This window comes from Streptomyces sp. TLI_053 (assembly GCF_900105395.1).
GTDB lineage: Bacteria > Actinomycetota > Actinomycetes > Streptomycetales > Streptomycetaceae > Kitasatospora.
In genome coordinates this window covers 3,830,919-3,847,686 of the sequence record NZ_LT629775.1, presented here as the reverse complement: position 1 = coordinate 3,847,686, position 16,768 = coordinate 3,830,919, and the positions used below count along the sequence as shown (strand labels likewise).

The 16,768-nt window shown below is 72.7% G+C and carries 13 protein-coding genes; 7 read left to right on the top strand and 6 right to left on the bottom strand.

What is annotated here, in order from left to right; translation table 11 throughout:
* Positions 1-201: 201 nt before the first annotated feature.
* The gene (locus BLU95_RS15195; protein ID WP_093860482.1) at positions 202-1,839 is read right to left on the bottom strand and encodes a M4 family metallopeptidase; all 1,638 of its coding nucleotides are present in this window, start codon (positions 1,837-1,839) and stop codon (positions 202-204) included.
* Between the two features lie 501 nt (positions 1,840-2,340).
* On the opposite strand from BLU95_RS15195, the gene BLU95_RS15190 reads away from it, so the two are divergent.
* The 3 genes from BLU95_RS15190 (at position 2,341) to icmA (ending at position 5,190) form a co-directional block, all read left to right on the top strand.
* Positions 2,341-2,880 carry a MarR family winged helix-turn-helix transcriptional regulator gene (locus BLU95_RS15190; RefSeq protein WP_093860481.1) on the top strand — a complete coding sequence of 180 codons (540 nt, stop codon included), beginning with the start codon at positions 2,341-2,343 and terminating at the stop codon, positions 2,878-2,880.
* Positions 2,881-2,952: 72 nt separating this feature from the next.
* Positions 2,953-3,294: a DUF3817 domain-containing protein gene (locus BLU95_RS15185; RefSeq protein WP_093860480.1), complete on the top strand. Its 342-nt coding sequence runs from the start codon at positions 2,953-2,955 to the stop codon at positions 3,292-3,294.
* Positions 3,295-3,504: 210 nt separating this feature from the next.
* A complete protein-coding gene (gene icmA, locus BLU95_RS15180) occupies positions 3,505-5,190 on the top strand; it encodes a coenzyme B12-dependent isobutyryl-CoA mutase large subunit (RefSeq protein WP_093860479.1) in 1,686 nt (561 codons plus the stop codon).
* Between the two features lie 101 nt (positions 5,191-5,291).
* Here icmA and BLU95_RS15175 read toward each other — a convergent pair whose 3' ends face one another.
* Positions 5,292-5,852, bottom strand: coding sequence for a TetR/AcrR family transcriptional regulator (locus tag BLU95_RS15175; protein ID WP_231978765.1), 561 nt, complete (start codon positions 5,850-5,852; stop codon positions 5,292-5,294).
* A 538-nt stretch (positions 5,853-6,390) separates the two neighbouring features.
* On the opposite strand from BLU95_RS15175, the gene BLU95_RS15170 reads away from it, so the two are divergent.
* From BLU95_RS15170 to BLU95_RS15155, 4 genes are all read left to right on the top strand, one after another.
* Entirely contained in the window at positions 6,391-7,386 is a 996-nt protein-coding gene (locus BLU95_RS15170) for a tetratricopeptide repeat protein (protein WP_093860477.1), read from the top strand.
* A gap of 626 nt (positions 7,387-8,012) precedes the next feature.
* Positions 8,013-8,678 (top strand): DUF6230 family protein, encoded by a 666-nt coding sequence (locus BLU95_RS15165; RefSeq protein WP_093860476.1) that lies wholly within the window; start codon positions 8,013-8,015, stop codon positions 8,676-8,678.
* 126 nt (positions 8,679-8,804) lie between these two features.
* Positions 8,805-9,410, top strand: a complete 606-nt coding sequence (locus BLU95_RS15160) for a DUF6114 domain-containing protein (RefSeq protein ID WP_093860475.1) — start codon at positions 8,805-8,807, stop codon at positions 9,408-9,410.
* On the top strand, positions 9,407-10,882 hold the full coding sequence (locus BLU95_RS15155) for a hypothetical protein (protein ID WP_093860474.1): 1,476 nt from the start codon (positions 9,407-9,409) through the stop codon (positions 10,880-10,882). The genes BLU95_RS15160 and BLU95_RS15155 overlap by 4 nt, the downstream gene beginning before the upstream one ends.
* A 79-nt stretch (positions 10,883-10,961) precedes the next feature.
* On the opposite strand, the gene pyk is transcribed toward BLU95_RS15155, so the two are convergent.
* The 4 genes from pyk to BLU95_RS15135 form a co-directional block, all read right to left on the bottom strand.
* Positions 10,962-12,389 (bottom strand): pyruvate kinase, encoded by a 1,428-nt coding sequence (gene pyk, locus BLU95_RS15150; RefSeq protein WP_093860473.1) that lies wholly within the window; start codon positions 12,387-12,389, stop codon positions 10,962-10,964.
* Positions 12,390-12,483: 94 nt separating this feature from the next.
* Complete coding sequence (locus BLU95_RS15145; protein ID WP_093860472.1) at positions 12,484-13,716, bottom strand: acetate kinase; 1,233 nt, start codon at positions 13,714-13,716, stop codon at positions 12,484-12,486.
* Positions 13,713-15,842: a phosphate acetyltransferase gene (pta, locus tag BLU95_RS15140; protein ID WP_093860471.1), complete on the bottom strand. Its 2,130-nt coding sequence runs from the start codon at positions 15,840-15,842 to the stop codon at positions 13,713-13,715. Before pta ends, BLU95_RS15145 begins: the two co-directional genes overlap by 4 nt.
* 110 nt (positions 15,843-15,952) lie before the next feature.
* On the bottom strand, positions 15,953-16,627 hold the full coding sequence (locus BLU95_RS15135; protein ID WP_093860470.1) for a hypothetical protein: 675 nt from the start codon (positions 16,625-16,627) through the stop codon (positions 15,953-15,955).
* Positions 16,628-16,768: the final 141 nt, after the last annotated feature.

Genomic DNA, 16,768 nt, shown 5'->3' with positions numbered 1-16,768 from the left:
TTGTCGGCCTCCGCCGGTCTTGCTACGCGGGCGGAGGAGGAACGGGCGGGCGCGCGGGAGGGACGGGCGCGCGGGAAAGGACGGCCGGACGCGGGGGAGGGGCGGGCGGACGCGCGGGAGGGGCCGCCGGACGCCGGAAAAGGACGGACGTCCGGGGCCTCCCCTCCCAGTGAGGGCCCCGGACGTCCGTCGGACCGCGCGTCAGTTGACGTTGACGCCGCTCCACGCGGCCGCGACCGCGTTGTACTCGGCGCTGCCGGCGCCGTAGAGGTCCTTCGCGGCGCTCAGGGTGCCGGTCCGGGCCGCCTTGTAGTTGGTGGTCGAGGTGAAGTAGACCGTCAGCGCGCGGTACCAGATCGCCGCGGCCTTGTCGCGGCCGATGCCGGTGAGCGTCGAGCCGTTGGAGGTCGGGCTGTTGTACGCGACGCCGTTGACGGTCTTCGCGCCGCTGCCCTCGGCCAGCAGGTAGAAGAAGTGGTTGGCCACGCCCGAGGAGTAGTGCACGTCCAGGTTGCCGACCGAGGAGGACCAGTAGTCGGCCGAGCCGCCGTCCTTGGAGGGCTTGTCCATGTAGCGCAGCGGCGTGCCGTCGCCGTTGATGTCGATCTCCTCGCCGATGAGGTAGTCCGGCTTGTCGGCGGGGAGGTTCGCGGACCACTCGACCATGGTGCCGAAGATGTCCGAGGTGGCCTCGTTGAGGCCGCCGGACTCGCCCGAGTAGTTCAGGCCGGCGGTGGCCGAGGTGACGCCGTGGGTCATCTCGTGGCCCGCGACGTCCAGCGCGGTCAGCGGGTTGGTGTTGCCGCTGCCGTCGCCGTAGGTCATGCAGAAGCAGGTGTCGTCCCAGAACGCGTTGACGTAGTTGCGCCCGTAGTGGACCCGGCTGGTGGCGCCCACGCCGTTGTTCTTGATGCCGCTGCGGCCGAAGGTGTTCTTGTAGTAGTCCCAGGTGGCCGCCGCGCCGAACTGCGCGTCCACCGCGGCCGACTGGCGGTTGGCGGCGGTGCCGTCGCCCCAGGCGTTGTCGGCGTCGGTGAAGAGGGTGCCGGAGCCCGAGGTCTTGCCCTTGAGGTCGCTGGTGGACTGCCCGCCGCGGGTGGTGTCCTTCAGCTGGTAGGTGGACCCGCTCTTGGTGGTGGTCAGCGGGACGCTGCCGACGAAGACGCCCTTGCCGGTGCCGGTGGCGGTCTGCACCTGCTCGTGGGTGGACAGCACCTCGCCGGTGGCGGCGTCGGTGACCAGCAGCTGGCTGCTCGGGGTGCCGTCGGCGCGCACGCCCTGGACGGTGGTCCGGTACGCCAGCCGCGGGTTGCCGTCGGCGGCCCAGACGACCAGCTGGGCGGCCCCGGCCTGGTGCACCTCGGCGAGCGGGGACTCGTCCTTGTCGGCGGCGATGCCGACACTGGAGGCGACCGCGCCGGAGGCCTGGGCGGCGGCCTTGTCGGCCGGGATCGCCGGGGTCAGGCTGGGCACCGCGATCGGCGCGGTGACGGCCTTGTCCACGGCCTCGACCGCGCCGCCGGCGGCCTGGTGCACGACCAGGTCGCCGCCCAGCACCGGGAGTCCGGCGTAGGTGCGCTCGAAGCGGAGGTGGCGGGTGCCGTCGGCGTCCACCACGGCGTCCTTGGCGACCAGGGTCTCCTTGCCGCCGAGGCCGAGCGCCTTGGTCAGCGGGCCGGACTCGCCGTTCGCCAGCGCGATCAGGCCGGCGCGGTGCTCGGCGGCCTGGGCCTGGACCGAGGGGGTGGGGGTGGCCTGGGCAGCGGTGCTCACCTGGATGACGCCGGTGAGGAGGGCGGTGGCGGAGAGTACGGCGCCGGCTGCGAGCGATCGCTTCACGTACAGGTCCTTCCGGGAAACCGCGTGTGCGCGGTCGCGCCTCGCTCCGGGGTGCCGGGGTTGGCACCTTAGGGGCGGAACGGGCGCTGGCGTGCTGCTCCGTGCGGTCCACGGCGGTCACCGGTGAGTGGGGCGGTGGCCACCGGACGGGGCTGGGCGAAAGCATGACAATCCAATAAGTGAAATGACAGGTCTTGTTCATGGATTGGCCAGGTCTCGCCAATGTGGCGGAACGTGAACAGAGTGAGGAATGGGGCGAATCCGCCGGCCCGGCCACGGGTTCCGGCCCGAACCGCCGCCCGGTAGCGGCGCCGATGCCGTCCGCGGGCGGTCCGGGGGCCTCCCGGCCCGGCCGGCGGAACGGTTGGTACCCGTTCACACCCCCGCAACGTGCTGGTACGGACCTGACGGGCCCGCTGGCGTGATCCCGCCACGTGTCGCGCTTGTCCATCCCTCAGGACGCCTGGTAGCACCGACCCCTCCCGCCGGTACGGTTGGGAGGTGGCCAAGCCCCTCGCACTCGACTTCGACCCGATCGCCCGTGCCGACGAGCTGTGGACCCGCCGCTGGGGAGCCGTCCCCGCGATGGCGGCGATCACCTCGATCATGCGGGCCCACCAGATCCTGCTGTCCCGCGTGGACGCGGTGCTCAAGCCGTACGGGCTGACCTTCGCCCGCTACGAGGCGCTGGTGCTGCTCACCTTCAGCCGGACCGGGGAGCTGTCGCTCTCCAAGATCGGCGAGCGCCTGATGGTCCACCCGACCAGCGTCACCAACACCGTCGACCGCCTGGAGCGGGCCGGGCTGGTCGCCCGCCGCCCCAATCCGCTGGACGGCCGGGGCGTGCTCGCCACGATCACCGACCGGGGGCGCGAGGTCGTCGAGGGGGCCACCGGGGAGCTCATGGAGATGGACTTCGGCCTGGAGGAGTTCGACGGCGGGCAGTGCCGCGAGGTGTTCGACCTGCTGCGCCCGCTGCGGGTGGCGGCCGGCGACTTCGCCGAGCTGCCGGGCGAGGGGCCTGCGCCGGGCGGGGCGTGAGGGCGGCTACCCTCGTGGGAGCGGTGCGCGGATCAGGACGTACCCCCCCGATGCTGACGAGGCGATGCAGAGATGAAGGCGACCCCCCTGCTGGGCTGGTACCGCGCCCTGGCCCTTGCGACCGGTGTGGCGCTGCTGGTCTTCTGCGGTTTCATGGTCGCGAAGTACGGCTTCCACGCGGCCGAGGACGTGACCACCTACGTCGCGATGCTGCACGGATACCTCTACATCGGGTACTTCGTGGTGACCTTCCTGCTCGGCCAGAAGCTCAAGTGGCCGCTGGGGCGGATGGTCTTCTTCCTGGCCGCCGGCTGCATCCCGTTCGCCTCCTTCGTCGCCGAGCGCAAGGTGGTCGCCGAGGCGGCCGCCGGGCAGTCCGCCGGTGACGCCGCCCGCCAGCCGGCCGGCGTCTGAGCCCAGCCGCCGCCGGCCCCCGCGCCGAGGCCGCAGAAGCCGCAGAGGGCGCCCTTCCCCGTCCGGGGGAGGGCGCCCTTTCGCATGCTCCCGGTGTGCTTGGCCGGGTGTCCGTCGACAAATAGTAGGACGTCCGAGTAAATTGGTAGGACGTCCTAATAGCTGTGCCGCCCGTTGGTGTGGCGGCCGTACGGAGCGGAGTTCGGGGTCATGGACGCCGAGGAGATCGAGCGCGGACGGCAGCGCTGGCAGCAGCGGTACGACAGCTCCCGCAAGCGGGACGCGGACTTCACCACCCTCTCCGGGGACGAGGTCGAGCCGGTCTACGGCCCGGCCCCCGGGCAGCCCGTCGAGGGCTTCGAGCGGATCGGCTGGCCCGGGGAGTACCCGTACACCCGCGGTCTGCATGCGACCGGCTACCGGGGCCGGACGTGGACCATCCGCCAGTTCGCCGGCTTCGGCAACGCCGAGCAGACCAACGAGCGCTACCGGATGATCCTGGAGGCGGGCGGCGGCGGCCTCTCGGTGGCCTTCGACATGCCGACCCTGATGGGCTACGACTCGGACGACGCGCGCTCGCTCGGCGAGGTCGGCCACTGCGGTGTGGCGATCGACTCGGCCGCCGACATGGAGGTGCTGTTCCGCGGCATCCCGCTGGGCGAGGTCACCACCTCGATGACGATCAGCGGCCCGGCCGTGCCGATCTTCTGCATGTACCTGGTGGCCGCCGAGCGGCAGGGCGTCGACCCGGCCGTGCTCAACGGCACCCTGCAGACCGACATCTTCAAGGAGTACATCGCCCAGAAGGAGTGGCTCTTCGCCCCCGAGCCGCACCTGCGGCTGATCGGCGACCTGATGGCCCACTGCGCCGAGGGCATCCCGGCCTACAAGCCGCTGTCGGTCTCCGGCTACCACATCCGCGAGGCCGGCGCGACGGCCGCGCAGGAGCTCGCGTACACCCTGGCCGACGGCTTCGCCTACGTCGAGCTGGGCCTCTCCCGGGGTCTGGACGTGGACGTCTTCGCGCCCGGTCTGTCGTTCTTCTTCGACGCGCACCTGGACTTCTTCGAGGAGATCGCCAAGTTCCGCGCCGCCCGGAGGATCTGGGCCCGCTGGATGCGCGAGCGGTTCGGCGCCAGGACAGACAAGGCCCAGTGGCTGCGGTTCCACACCCAGACCGCCGGTGTCTCGCTCACCGCGCAGCAGCCGTACAACAACGTGGTCCGCACCGCCGTCGAGGCGCTCTCGGCGGTGCTCGGCGGCACCAACTCGCTGCACACCAACGCCCTGGACGAGACCCTGGCGCTGCCCTCCGAGCAGGCCGCCGAGATCGCCCTGCGCACCCAGCAGGTGCTGATGGAGGAGACCGGCATCACCAATGTGGCCGACCCGCTGGGCGGTTCCTGGTACGTCGAGGCGATGACGGACCGGATCGAGCAGCAGGCCGAGGAGATCTTCCGGAAGATCCTGGACAAGGGCCGGGAGGACCACCCGATCGGCCAGATCACCTCCGGGATCCTGCGCGGGATCGAGGACGGCTGGTTCACCGGCGAGATCGCCGAGGCGGCCTTCCAGTACCAGCAGGCGGTGGAGAAGGGCGAGAAGCGGGTCGTCGGCGTCAACTGCCACCCCCGCAGCGTCACCCCCGAGCTGGAGATCCTCCGGGTCAGCCACGAGGTGGAGCGGGAGCAGGTCCGGGTGCTGGGCGCCCGCCGGGCGGCCCGCGACGAGGCCGCGGTCCGGGCCGGGCTGGACGCGATGCTGGCCGCCGCGCGGTCCGGCGAGTCGATGATCCCGCCGATGCTGGACGCGGTGCGCGCCGAGGCGACCCTCGGCGAGATCTGCAACGCCCTGCGCGAGGAGTGGGGCATCTACCGGGAGACCGCCCGGTTCTAGGGCGTCGAGCGGTCGGGCCGCCCGGTTCCAGGGCGTCGAACGGTCGGGCCGTCCGGTGCCCCGTGGCGCCGGACGGCCCTTCGGCGTGCCCGCGGCCGCCCTCAGCCGTCGAGCAGGCTCGGGAACGGGCCGAGCAGCAGGCCGGTGAAGCGGCGGGTCCACTCCGGGGTGATCGGCTCGCCGCTGACCAGCACCCGGTGCTCGACCGTCCCGGCGATGGTGTCGAAGATGATGTCGATCTCCTCGCGGGCGGCGGCCTCGTCGCAGTCCGGGGCCAGCTCGCCCCGGGCCTGGGCGGCGGACCGGCCCTGCCGGACCAGCCGTTTCTGCGGATCGACGATCGCCTCCCGGATCCGCCGCCGCAGCTGGCGGTCGCGGGTGCCCTCGGCGAACAGGGCGAGCAGCGCGGCCTGGGTCTCCGGGCGGGCCAGCAGATCGGCGAACTGGGTCACCACTGCCTCGATGTCGGCCCGCAGGCTGCCGAGGTCGGGCATCACCAGCTCGTCGAAGAGGCTCGCGACGGCGTCGACCACCAGCTCGTTCTTGGACGGCCAGCGCCGGTACAGGGTGGTCTTGGCGACCCCGGCCCTGGTCGCCACATGGCCCATGGTCAGTCCGCCCCAGCCGAGTTCGGCGAGGGCCTCGCGGGTGGCGTCCAGGATGGCGCGGTCGGCGGCGGCGCTGCGCGGCCGCCCCTTGGCCCGGGCGGCGCCCCCCTCGGGGGGCTCCGGGGAGCGGGTGGGGGTGGGGAGCCCGGGGCCCCGGGGCGCGTCCTGGGGGGCCTCGGCCGGGCGGACCTCGTGCGGCGGGGTCACGGGTGGCTGGGGGGCCGGCACCGGGCCTCCTTGCGATTTACCGGTAAGTAACTTGGGTGGGACCGGTAACGGTAGCGACTCCTCCGCACCCAGGTCAGCCGGGGCGCCCGGGAAAGTGGCCCAGCTCACGTCGGGCGACTGCCGATAGGGGTTGCGGCGGGTGGCCCCGATCCAGTTACGCTACGACTCGTAGCGAAAGCGACGACCAGGCGCCGTGTCCCCGTGGGACGGGAGCGGCGCGGGCGCGGATGGGGATCCGCGCCGAACGGTTCAGGCTACTCGGAGGTGGGCGCACCACCTCGGGGATCGGGACCGCGCAGCCCGCGCGGGGCGATTTCCGGGAGGTTGGTGCCCACCGGCGGCGCGAGCGGGGGAGGATGGTGCCATGCAGCCACGGAATTCTCGTCTCAACAGTGCCGCCCTGCGTGGCGCGGTCGACCTCGCCGCAGTGAAGGCAGCCGGCGAGGCTGCCCAGAAGGCCGAGCAGGCCAGGGCCGAGCGGGCCCGCCAGTCGGCCGCCGCCGAGGAGGCCGGGGTCGCCCCGGCCGGGGTCGGCTACGAGCTCGTCATCGACGTCACCGAGGACACCTTCGAGACCGAGGTCGTCCAGCGGTCCACCGAGGTGCCGGTGGTCGTCGACTTCTGGGCCGAGTGGTGCGGGCCCTGCAAGCAGCTCAGTCCGATCCTGGAGCGCCTGGCCGAGGAGTACGTCGGCCGGATCGTGCTCGCCAAGATCGATGTGGACGCCAACCAGCTGATCGCCCAGCAGTTCGGCATCCAGGGCATCCCGGCCGTGATGGCCGTGGTCGCCGGCCAGTTGGTGCCGCTGTTCCAGGGGGCCGAGAACGAGGCCAACGTCCGCAAGGTGCTGGACCAGCTGATCCTGGTCGCCGAGCAGCGTTTCGGCATCGTCGGCGGCACCGGCGCTCCGGCCGAGGGCGGCGAGGCCGCCGTCCCGCAGCGACCGGAGGACCCGGCGCTCTCCGCCGCCCACGACGCGCTGGACCGGGGCGACCTGGCCGGTGCCGTCCAGGCCTACCGGAACGTGCTGGTCGAGCAGCCGGGCAACACCGAGGCCAGGCTCGGCCTGGCGCAGGCGCAACTGCTGTACCGGGTCGAGGGGCTGGACCCGCAGACGGTCAGGGCGGCCGCGGCCGCCGACCCCAAGGACGTCGCGGCCCAGATGGGCGCGGCCGACCTGGACCTGGTCGGCGGGCACGTCGAGGACGCCTTCGGCCGGCTGGTGACGACGGTCGGCAGGACCTTCGGCGAGGACCGGGACGCGGTCCGGGTGCGGCTGCTGGAGCTGTTCGAGGTGATCGGCACCGAGGACCCGCGGGTCACCGCGGCGCGTCAGGCGCTGGCCCGGGTGCTGTTCTGAGTCGGTCGCCGCGAACGGCGTGCCGCGCCCGGCCCGGTGACACGGCGGGTGACCTGCGGTGCCGCCTGGTGATTTGGCGACAATCCGGTCATCGCCGCTGAGGTTTACCAAATCTTGACAACACCCGTGGACGGTCACGACATGTGACCGTCCACGGGTGTTTCGCTGATGTTTCCGAGGGATTTCGCCCTCACTAATCCTCCATTTCGTCACTCTGCGTGTCTTCCCGGCCGATTCCATGATCGTTTCGGCTCGTATGGGATTACCCGTCAGTAATGCGACCTCTTGTGCTCAGCCCGGGATTCGAGCAGCATCGGCACGCCCGGTCCCCACGATTCGACCTCCGCCGGCAGCCGGTCGGCGGGCCCGACGTAGGGGATCCCCACCGGGCTGCCGACGGCCCCGCCGCCGGCGAGAAGGCAGGGGGGTATCCGCTCCCACGGCGGTTCCTGTCCTTCGCAAGGCCGCGCTGCCCGCGCGGTCACTGGTTGTCGCTCGGGGGGATCGCCCGTGTTGCCACGGCGCTCTCCGCTACCGAGGACGTAGCTCTCTCCCATCCCAGGCCCCCATTGACGCGGGACGCGCCACCGGGGAGCCGGAGATGTACGTCCAGAAGGAGGACACGCATGTCCCAGACCCACGGCAAGACCCGCTGGAAGCGCTTCGCCCTGGTGATGGTCCCGAGCATCGCGGCCACCGCGATGGTCGGTGTCTCCATCGCCAACAGCGCGCTCGCCGCGTCGTTCAGCGTCTCCGGCCAGCAGTTCAAGGTGAAGACCTCGTACCTGAAGGGCGACAACTTCGCCCAGTTCGGCGCGGTCGACGTCGAGGCCAACGGAACGCTGCACCCGGTCGCCGTCTCGGCCTTCGACGACGCCGAGATCCACAACCTCTGCCAGTCGGTCGTCACCGACCTGTCGCGTCTCGGCCTCGGCAAGATCACCCTCCAGCTGAACGCCGGCAACGACGACAAGAAGCCGGTCACCGCGCACAACCTGCTCATCGACCTGGAGCAGCTGGACGCCGACGCGACCTTCACCGACATCAACATCGGCCAGGACGCCTCCACCCTCACCGGTTCGGCCACCCAGGGCTGGCACGGCCACCCGGCGCTGAAGGAGGCCGGTGCGAAGCTCCCGACCGGCGCGGTGGGCTTCTCCCAGGCCGCCAAGCAGGCCGTGCTGACCGACGTCAAGCAGACCGCGCGCGCCACCTCGGCCGGCACCTTCGTGCTCAACGGCCTGAGCCTCAAGCTCAAGAGCGGCGACGGCGCGGGCAACGAGTGCTTCTGAGCCCCGGCTGAGGGCGTGCCCACCGGCACGTCCGGGTGAGGGTTCCACGCGGGCCGGGGGCGGCGAACACCGCCCCCGGCCCGACATCACAGTTCTTCCCTCGTAGAGACATCGAGGAGCTGCACCATGTCCAGCGCAACGGCCGAGGCTCGGCCCGAACATCGGAACCTGGTCGGGGCGTTCTGGCGGGGCTTCCGTGACTTCCGCCGCTCCAGGCCCTTCTGGGGCGGCCTGCTGGCCATGATCGCCGGCGTCCCGATCCTGTACTTCCCCTACGCGCACCTGTCCTTGGGCGGCGTGACCATCGCCATGTCGACCACGGCGGGCGCCGGTTCGCTGATCATCGGCGTGCTCCTGATCATCCTCGGGCTCACCGCCTGGTTCCAGCCCGCCGTCCGGATCTTCGCGGGCGTCGCCACCACGCTGCTGACGCTGGTGTCGATCCCGGTCTCCAACCTCGCCGGCTTCGGCATGGCGCTGCTGCCGGGGCTGATCGGCGGCGGACTGATGATGGCGTGGGCCAAGCTGCCCGAGCCGGCGGTCGCCACCGTGGCCGAGGCGGCCGAGGGCACGACGGCCGAGTCCGTCGCCACCGAGCAGCCTTCCGCCGCGCCCGCCGCGGAGCAGTCGGTCGCCGAGCAGCCGGTCACCGAGGAGCCCGCCGCCGAGCCGCCCGCCGCCGGGGGGACCGTTCCGGCGCAGCAGGCCGCAGAGCCCAAGGAGGTCCGGTGAGCGACCCGCGCGAGGAGCTTCCCGAGCCGGCGGAGCGCCGTTCGCCCCGGCACGCGGCGCCCCGCACACCCGTACGGCTCCGGCTGCGCGGCCGGGCGCTGGCGATGGCGGCGGTGCCGACCGCGCTGCTGATGGCCGCCACGTACACGCCGAACCCGGCGATCGCGGAGACCGCGGCCAGCAAGCCGTGCGCCACCGCCCCGGACGCGCCGCCGAAGGTCGTCGAGACACCGGTGCCCAAGAGCGAGCTGCCGCCGCCGATCCCGGGCCCGTCCGTCCCGATCCCCGAGGCGCCGGCCACCACCGCGCCCGAGCCGACGGCCGCGCCCGCGGCCGGGCCGACGACGGTGCCCGCGGCACCGCCCGTGACGGCGCCCGCCGAGACCGTACCCGCCGCGCCCACGACCGCCCCGGCGGCCGGCACGACCGCGCCGGAGCCGGCCGCCACCAAGGCCCGTACGGCGGGCGGCGGCGGGGTCGTCCAGGCCGGACTCATCGGCGACATCGTCGGCGGGGTCACCGATCTGCTCCTCCCGGGCGGCACGCCGAGCCCGACGGCCACCGCGAGCCCGGCGGCCGGGACCCGTGCCGTCGCCCCGGCCGCCCCCGCGCCCGCCGCGTCGGGCTCCGCGTCGCCGGCCCGGACCGGCGGGCCGTCCACCGCCCCGTCCACCGGGCCGACGGGCACCCCGGCCGGCACCGCCGCGCCGACCGCCCCGGGCACCACGGCGCCGGGCACCACCGCGCCGACGAGCCCGAAGCCCACCGCGGCGCCCACGACCGGCGCCCCGGCCACCGGCGGCACGGCGCCCTCCGCGTCGGCCTCCGCGAAGGCGTCCGGCAAGGCGTCCGCGAAGCCCGCCGCCGGGTCCGCCACGGCGACGCCGTCCGCCTCGGGCACCCCGTCGAAGGACCCGAACTGCCTGGTCGACACCAAGGCGCTGAGCCCGGCCGGCAAGCCGCCGGACAACCCGATCCTGGTGCCGGACCAGAACTGGACCCTCCAGACCAGCCGGCTCACCCTGAACCACGCGGTGCTGCTGGGCGTGGTCAACGTCCAGACGCCGACCGGTACCAAGCGGGTGCTGAAGTTCGAGGTGGAGACGGTCGACATCGAGAACCTGCACATGACGACGCTGCAGGGGAACGGCAAGACCTTCCACGTGAAGGGCGCGCCGGGCTCGGTCTCGACGATGCGCCAGGGCCCGGTCACCATGTACGTCGAGCGGCTCTCCGGCCACCTGGCCAAGGTGCTCGGCCTGCCGATCCCGATCGACCTGGGCGAGCTGACCCTCACTCCGGACGGGCCGCTGCCGCAGTGGCTCTACGACCTGATCGGCCAGCTCCAGCTGCCGCTGTGGATCGAGCTGACCGGGGTGACCGCGATCCAGTCCGGCCAGTTCGGCGGGACCCTGAAGATCCCCGGCATGAAGCTCTACAACGACGACCAGCCGTACCCCGGGGCGGCCTGATCCGCCCCGGCTCCGGAAACGCCCGTGGGGCGGCCCCTCCGACGAGGAGGGGCCGCCCCACGGGCGTGTTCCGCGCCGCTTACGCGCTGCGGGTGCCCAGGTGGTGGACCTGGACCATGTTGGTGTTGCCGGGGATCCCGGGCGGGGAGCCGGCCGTGACGATGACCGTGTCGCCCTCGTTCAGCTCGCCGATGCGCAGCAGCTCGCCGTCGACCTGGGCCACCATCGCGTCGGTCGAGCCGACCTGCTCGGTGACGTGGGCCTCGACGCCCCAGCTCAGCGAGAGCTGGTTGCGGGTGGCGTTGTCCGGGGTGAACGCGATCACCGGGATCGGCGAACGGTAGCGGGAGAGCCGGCGCGCGGTGTCACCGGACTTGGTGAACGCGACCAGCGCCTTGCCGTTGAGGAAGTCGCCCAGCTCGCACGCGGCGCGGGCGATCGAGCCGCCCTGGGTGCGCGGCTTGCGGCCCGGGTTGAGCGGCTGGAGGCCCTGGGAGAGCAGCTCCTCCTCGGCCTTCTCACAGATCCGGCTCATGGTGCGGACGGTCTCGACCGGGTACTTGCCGACGCTGGACTCGGCGGACAGCATGACCGCGTCGGTGCCGTCCAGGATGGCGTTGGCGACGTCGGAGACCTCGGCGCGGGTGGGGCGCGAGGCGTGGATCATCGACTCCATCATCTGGGTGGCGACGATGACCGGCTTGGCGTTCCGGCGGGCCAGGGTGATCAGCTGCTTCTGGACCAGCGGCACCCGCTCCAGCGGGTACTCGACGGCCAGGTCGCCGCGCGCCACCATGATCGCGTCGAAGGCGAGGACGATCTCCTCCATGGCCTCGACGGCCTGCGGCTTCTCGATCTTGGCGATGACCGGCACCCGGATGCCGACCTCGTCCATGACCGCGTGCACGTCCTTGACGTCCGCGGCGTTGCGGACGAAGGACAGCGCGACCATGTCGACGCCCAGACGGAGGGCGAACCGCAGGTCCTCCTTGTCCTTCTCGGACAGGGCGGGCACGTTGACGGCCGCGCCGGGGAGGTTGATGCCCTTGTTGTTCGAGAGCACGCCGCCCTCGACGACCACGGTCCTCACCCGCGGGCCGTCGACGCTGACGACCTCCAGGGCGATGACGCCGTCGTTGATCAGGACCGGGTCGCCGGGCTTGACGTCGCCGGGCAGGCCCTTGTAGGTGGTCCCGCAGATGTACTGGTCACCGGGGACGTCCTCGGTGGTGATGGTGAACTCGTCGCCGTTGTCGACGGTCACCGGGCCGTTGGCGAAGGTCGCCAGACGGATCTTGGGACCCTGGAGGTCGGCCAGGACGCCGATGGCCTTGCCGGTGTCCTCCGAGACCTGGCGGACCTTGCGGTACCGCTCCTCGTGGTCCGCGTGGGTGCCGTGGCTCATGTTCAGTCGGGCGACGTTCATGCCCGCCTCGACGATGGCCTTCAGCTGTTCGTAGGAGTCCGTCGCGGGACCCAGGGTGCAGACAATTTTCGCTCGGCGCATATCGATCAGTCTATCCGTTCGTGTTATGGGTGCATTCGGCCCGAATGGAAAGGAATCGCCGACGAAGGATTCCGCGGAGCGAGACGACGAGGGGTCAGTTTTCGGCCGATCGGTGCACCAGGGCGAAGGTCTGCCGGGCGATCTCCAGCTCCTCGTCGGTCGGGACGACGGCGACCGCCACCCGGGCGCGGCTCCCGGACGGCAGCAGCGCGGGAGAGATGATCCTCGGCTCGCGCGAGCGTACCGAGTTGAGCTCCGGGTCGACGGCGATGCCGAGTTCCTCCAGGCCGGCGGCGACCGCCGCGCGCACCGGCGCGGCGTTCTCCCCGACCCCGGCGGTGAAGGCGATCGCGTCCACCCGGCCGAGGACCGCGTAGTAGCCGCCGACGTACTTGCGCACCCGGTGCACGTAGGTGTCGAAGGCCAGTCGCGCGTCCTGGTCGCCCGCGTCGGCGCGGCGCATGATCTCGCGCATGTCGTTGTCGCCGCACAGGCCCAGCAGTCCGCTGCGGCGGTTGAGCAGGTCGTCGATCGCGTCGACCGACAGGCCGCCGACCCGGTGCAGGTGGAAGACCACGCCGGCGTCGATATCACCCGAACGAGTGCCCATCACCAGGCCCTCCAGCGGGGTCAGGCCCATCGAGGTGTCGACGCAGCGCCCCCCGCTCACGGCCGAGGCGGAGGCGCCGTTGCCCAGGTGCAGCACGATCACGTTGACCTCGGCCGGGTCCTTGCCGAGCAGCCGCGCGGTGGCCCGCGAGACGTACTGGTGCGAGGTGCCGTGGAAGCCGTAGCGGCGCACCCGGTGCTCGTCGGCCACCGCCCGGTCGATCGCGTACCGGGCGGCGTACTCCGGCATCGAGGCGTGGAAGGCGGTGTCGAAGACGGCCACCTGCGGCAGGTCGGGCCGCAGCGCGCGGGCCACCTCGATGCCGGTGATGTTGGCCGGATTGTGCAGCGGCGCCACCGGGATCAGCCGGCGGATCTCCCGCAGCACCTCGTCGGTGATCACGGTCGGCTCGGTGAACCGCAGTCCGCCGTGCACCACCCGGTGCCCGATCGCGGCCAGCTCGGGGGAGTCCAGGCCGAGGCCGTCGGCGGCCAGCTCCTCGGCGACCGCCTTGAGGGCCGCGCCGTGGTCGGGGAAGGCCTGGGCGGCCTCCCGCTCGGTGCCGCCGCGCGGGGTGTGCACCAGCCGCCCGCCGGTCTCGCCGATCCGCTCGACCAGGCCGGAGGCGAGCCGGGCGCCGTCCAGCATGTCGATCAGCTGGTACTTCACCGACGAGGACCCGGCGTTCAGCACCAGGACGCGGGTACCTTCACTCATGCCTTCACCTCGGTGCGCTCCTGGGACTGGATGGCGGTGATCGCCACCGTGTTGACGATGTCCTGCACCAGCGCGCCGCGCGACAGGTCGTTGACCGGCTTGCGCAGCCCCTGGAGCACCGGCCCGACGGCGACCGCGCCCGCCGAGCGCTGCACCGCCTTGTAGGTGTTGTTGCCGGTGTTGAGGTCCGGGAAGATCAGCACGGTCGCCCGGCCCGCCACCGCCGAGCCCGGCAGTTTGGTCGCCGCGACGTACTCGTCCACCGCCGCGTCGTACTGGATCGGCCCCTCGACCAGGATGTCCGGGCGCAGCTCGCGGACCAGCTCGGTGGCCTTGCGGACCTTGTCGACGTCCGCCCCGGAGCCGGAGGTGCCGGTCGAGTAGGACAGCATCGCGACCCTCGGCTCGACCCCGAACTGGGCGGCGGTGGCGGCGGACTGGATGGCGATGTCGGCCAGCTGCTGGGCGTCCGGGTCCGGGTTGACCGCGCAGTCGCCGTAGACCAGCACCTTGTCCGCCAGGCACATGAAGAAGACGCTGGACACGATGGACGCGCCCGGCGAGGTCTTGATCACCTCGAACGCGGGCCGGATGGTGGCGGCGGTGGAGTGCACCGCGCCGGAGACCATCCCGTCGGCGATGCCCTCCTGGACCATCAGGGTGCCGAAGTAGGAGACGTCGGTGACCACGTCCAGGGCCAGTTCCACGGTCATGCCCTTGTGCGCCCGCAGCTTGGCGTACAGCTCGGCGAACTGGCGGCGCAGCGGGCTGGTGGCCGGGTCGACGATCCGCACCTGGGCCCGGTCGGCCCCGGCGTCCGGCTCGGGCAGCGCGATGCCCAGGGCGGCGGCCCTGCGGCGGACGGCGTCGACCTCGCCGAGCAGGGTGAGGTCGCAGATGTTGCGGCGCAGCAGGATCTCGGCGGCGCGCAGCACCCGCTCCTCGGTGCCCTCCGGCAGCACCACGTGCCGGCGGGCCGCCCTGGCCCGTTCCAGCAGCGCGTGCTCGAACATCATCGGGGTCACCCGCTCGGACCGGCCGACCTCGATCAGATTGGTCAACTCGGCGGTGTCCACGTGCAGTTCGAACAGCCCGAGGGCGATCTCGGCCTTCCGCGGGCTGGCCGAGGAGAGCTTGCCCTCCAGATGGGTCAGGGCGGCGGCGGTGAGCCAGCTGCCCTCCGGGACGACCGCCACCGGGGTGCCGGGGGCCAGCCGGGCGGCGAGCGCCATCACGTTCGGGCCGGGGTGCTGGCCGAGGGTGAGCAGCACCCCGGCGATCGGCGGGGCGCCGGCGGCGTGCGCGGCCAGCGAGCCGATCACCAGATCGGCGCGGTCGCCGGGGGTGACGACCAGCGCCCCCTCGGTCAGCGCGTCCAGGAAGGTCGGCAGCATGGCGCCGCCGAAGACGAAGCCGCGCACGTCCCGGGCGAGGCCGGAGGCGTCGCCGATCAGCACCTCGGCGCCGGTGGCCTCGACCAGCTGGGCGACGGTCGGCGCGGCCAGCGCCGGCTCCTCGGGGATGACGTAGGCGGGGATCGGCAGCTTCTCGGTCAGCTTGCGCTGGACCGGCTGCTTGGCCGCCGGGGCGACCCGGTTGGCGACCATCGCCAGGGTCTCGCAACCGAGGTCGGTGTACGCGCGGTGGGCGTTGCGGACCTCGGCGATCACCGCGTCCGCGTCCTCGCCGTGGCCGCCGACCACCGGCAGCACGGCGGCGCCGAACTCGTTCGCCAGCCGGGCGTTGAAGGCCAGCTCGTCGGGGATGTTGGTGTCCGCGAAGTCGGTGCCCAGCACCAGCACTGCCTCGCAGCGGCGCTCCAGCGCCCGGAACCGGTCCACCAGTACCGAGACCAGCTCGTCCTGGCCCTGGGCGGCCTGCAGCGCGGCGGCCGCCTCGTAGTCGAGGCCGTAGAGGTCGGCCGGCGGCAGGTCCAGCCGGTAGCGGGCCCGCAGCAGCTCGACCACGTGGTCGGAGCCGGCGGCGCCCTGTGCGGAGGCGTGCACCAGCGGACGGAACACCCCGACCCGGTCCACCTGGCGGGTGAGCAGCTCCATGACCCCGAGCTCCACCGCCTGCCGGCCGTCGCCCCGGTCGATCCCGGTCACGTACACGCTGCGCGCCACGCGGTTCTCTCCGTCCCGTCGTCCCAGGAAGTGGTCATATCGACCATACATTCGCACCGTGAACGCGTGTCGGCGAGCGGAACGGTCGGGCGGGGGCAAGGGGCCGAAGGTCACCAGGGCGAGCGGTCCGGACCGGCGAGTTCGACGGCGACCCCGGCCGGCCGCTCGGTGACGGTCAGCAGGGTGATCCGCTTGTCCAGCAGCCACCCGTGCCGACGGGCCAGGACGAGGTCCGGCCGGGTGCGCCAGCCGTCCGCCGTCAGCCGCTCCCGCAGCCGGCGGGCGACCTCGGCGGCGGGCAGGCCCTCGGTGCTCACCACCGTGAGCTCGCGCAGACAGGTGTGCAGGCCGCAGTCCCGGTCCGGGCCGCTGTCGTGCTCGACGGCGAGGCCCGGCGGCAGCGCCAGCTCGTACCGCTCGGGGGAGAAGGGCTCGTGCACGGCGAGCTGGTAGAGCAGGCCGACCACGAGGCCGAGCAGCGCGTGCGCCGCGGTCAGGGCGATCGCGGCGGTGGTCCGGCCGGACCCGCCGGCCGGCCGGTGGCCGCGCCGCAGGTGCTCGGCCAGGGCGCCGAGCAGCACGACCAGTCCGGCGGCGAGCGGATAGCCGGCCTGCGACTCCGCGACGGCCCGGCTGTGGAACCAGCCGTACTCCAGGCCCACCGGGACGACCGCCAACGCGGCCAGCCCCCCGGCGACCGCCGCCCCGACCGCCCTGGTCCGCGCCAGCACCGCCCAGCAGACCAGCGGCAGCAGCACGTACCCCCACCCCAGCACCGTCCCCACGAAGCTCCCCCCGGTCCCCACCGACGTCCCCGGCGGGGAGCCTAGCCGCGGGGCGGAGGGAATTCGGCGGGTGCCTGTAACGTGCCCGGCCGTCCGCAGGTCATTCAGGTGTAGGGGAAAACGAGGCAGGGGAGCCCGGCG

Bases quoted from the DNA above. Each gene is read 5' to 3' on its own strand.
- BLU95_RS15185 (WP_093860480.1), top strand. From the start codon at position 2,953: ATGAAGGCGACCCCCCTGCTGGGCTGGTACCGCGCCCTGGCCCTTGCG.
- icmA (WP_093860479.1), top strand. From the start codon at position 3,505: ATGGACGCCGAGGAGATCGAGCGCGGACGGCAGCGCTGGCAGCAGCGG.
- BLU95_RS15170 (WP_093860477.1), top strand. From the start codon at position 6,391: ATGCAGCCACGGAATTCTCGTCTCAACAGTGCCGCCCTGCGTGGCGCG.
- BLU95_RS15165 (WP_093860476.1), top strand. From the start codon at position 8,013: ATGTCCCAGACCCACGGCAAGACCCGCTGGAAGCGCTTCGCCCTGGTG.
- BLU95_RS15160 (WP_093860475.1), top strand. From the start codon at position 8,805: ATGTCCAGCGCAACGGCCGAGGCTCGGCCCGAACATCGGAACCTGGTC.
- pyk (WP_093860473.1), bottom strand. From the start codon at position 12,389: ATGCGCCGAGCGAAAATTGTCTGCACCCTGGGTCCCGCGACGGACTCC.
- BLU95_RS15145 (WP_093860472.1), bottom strand. From the start codon at position 13,716: ATGAGTGAAGGTACCCGCGTCCTGGTGCTGAACGCCGGGTCCTCGTCG.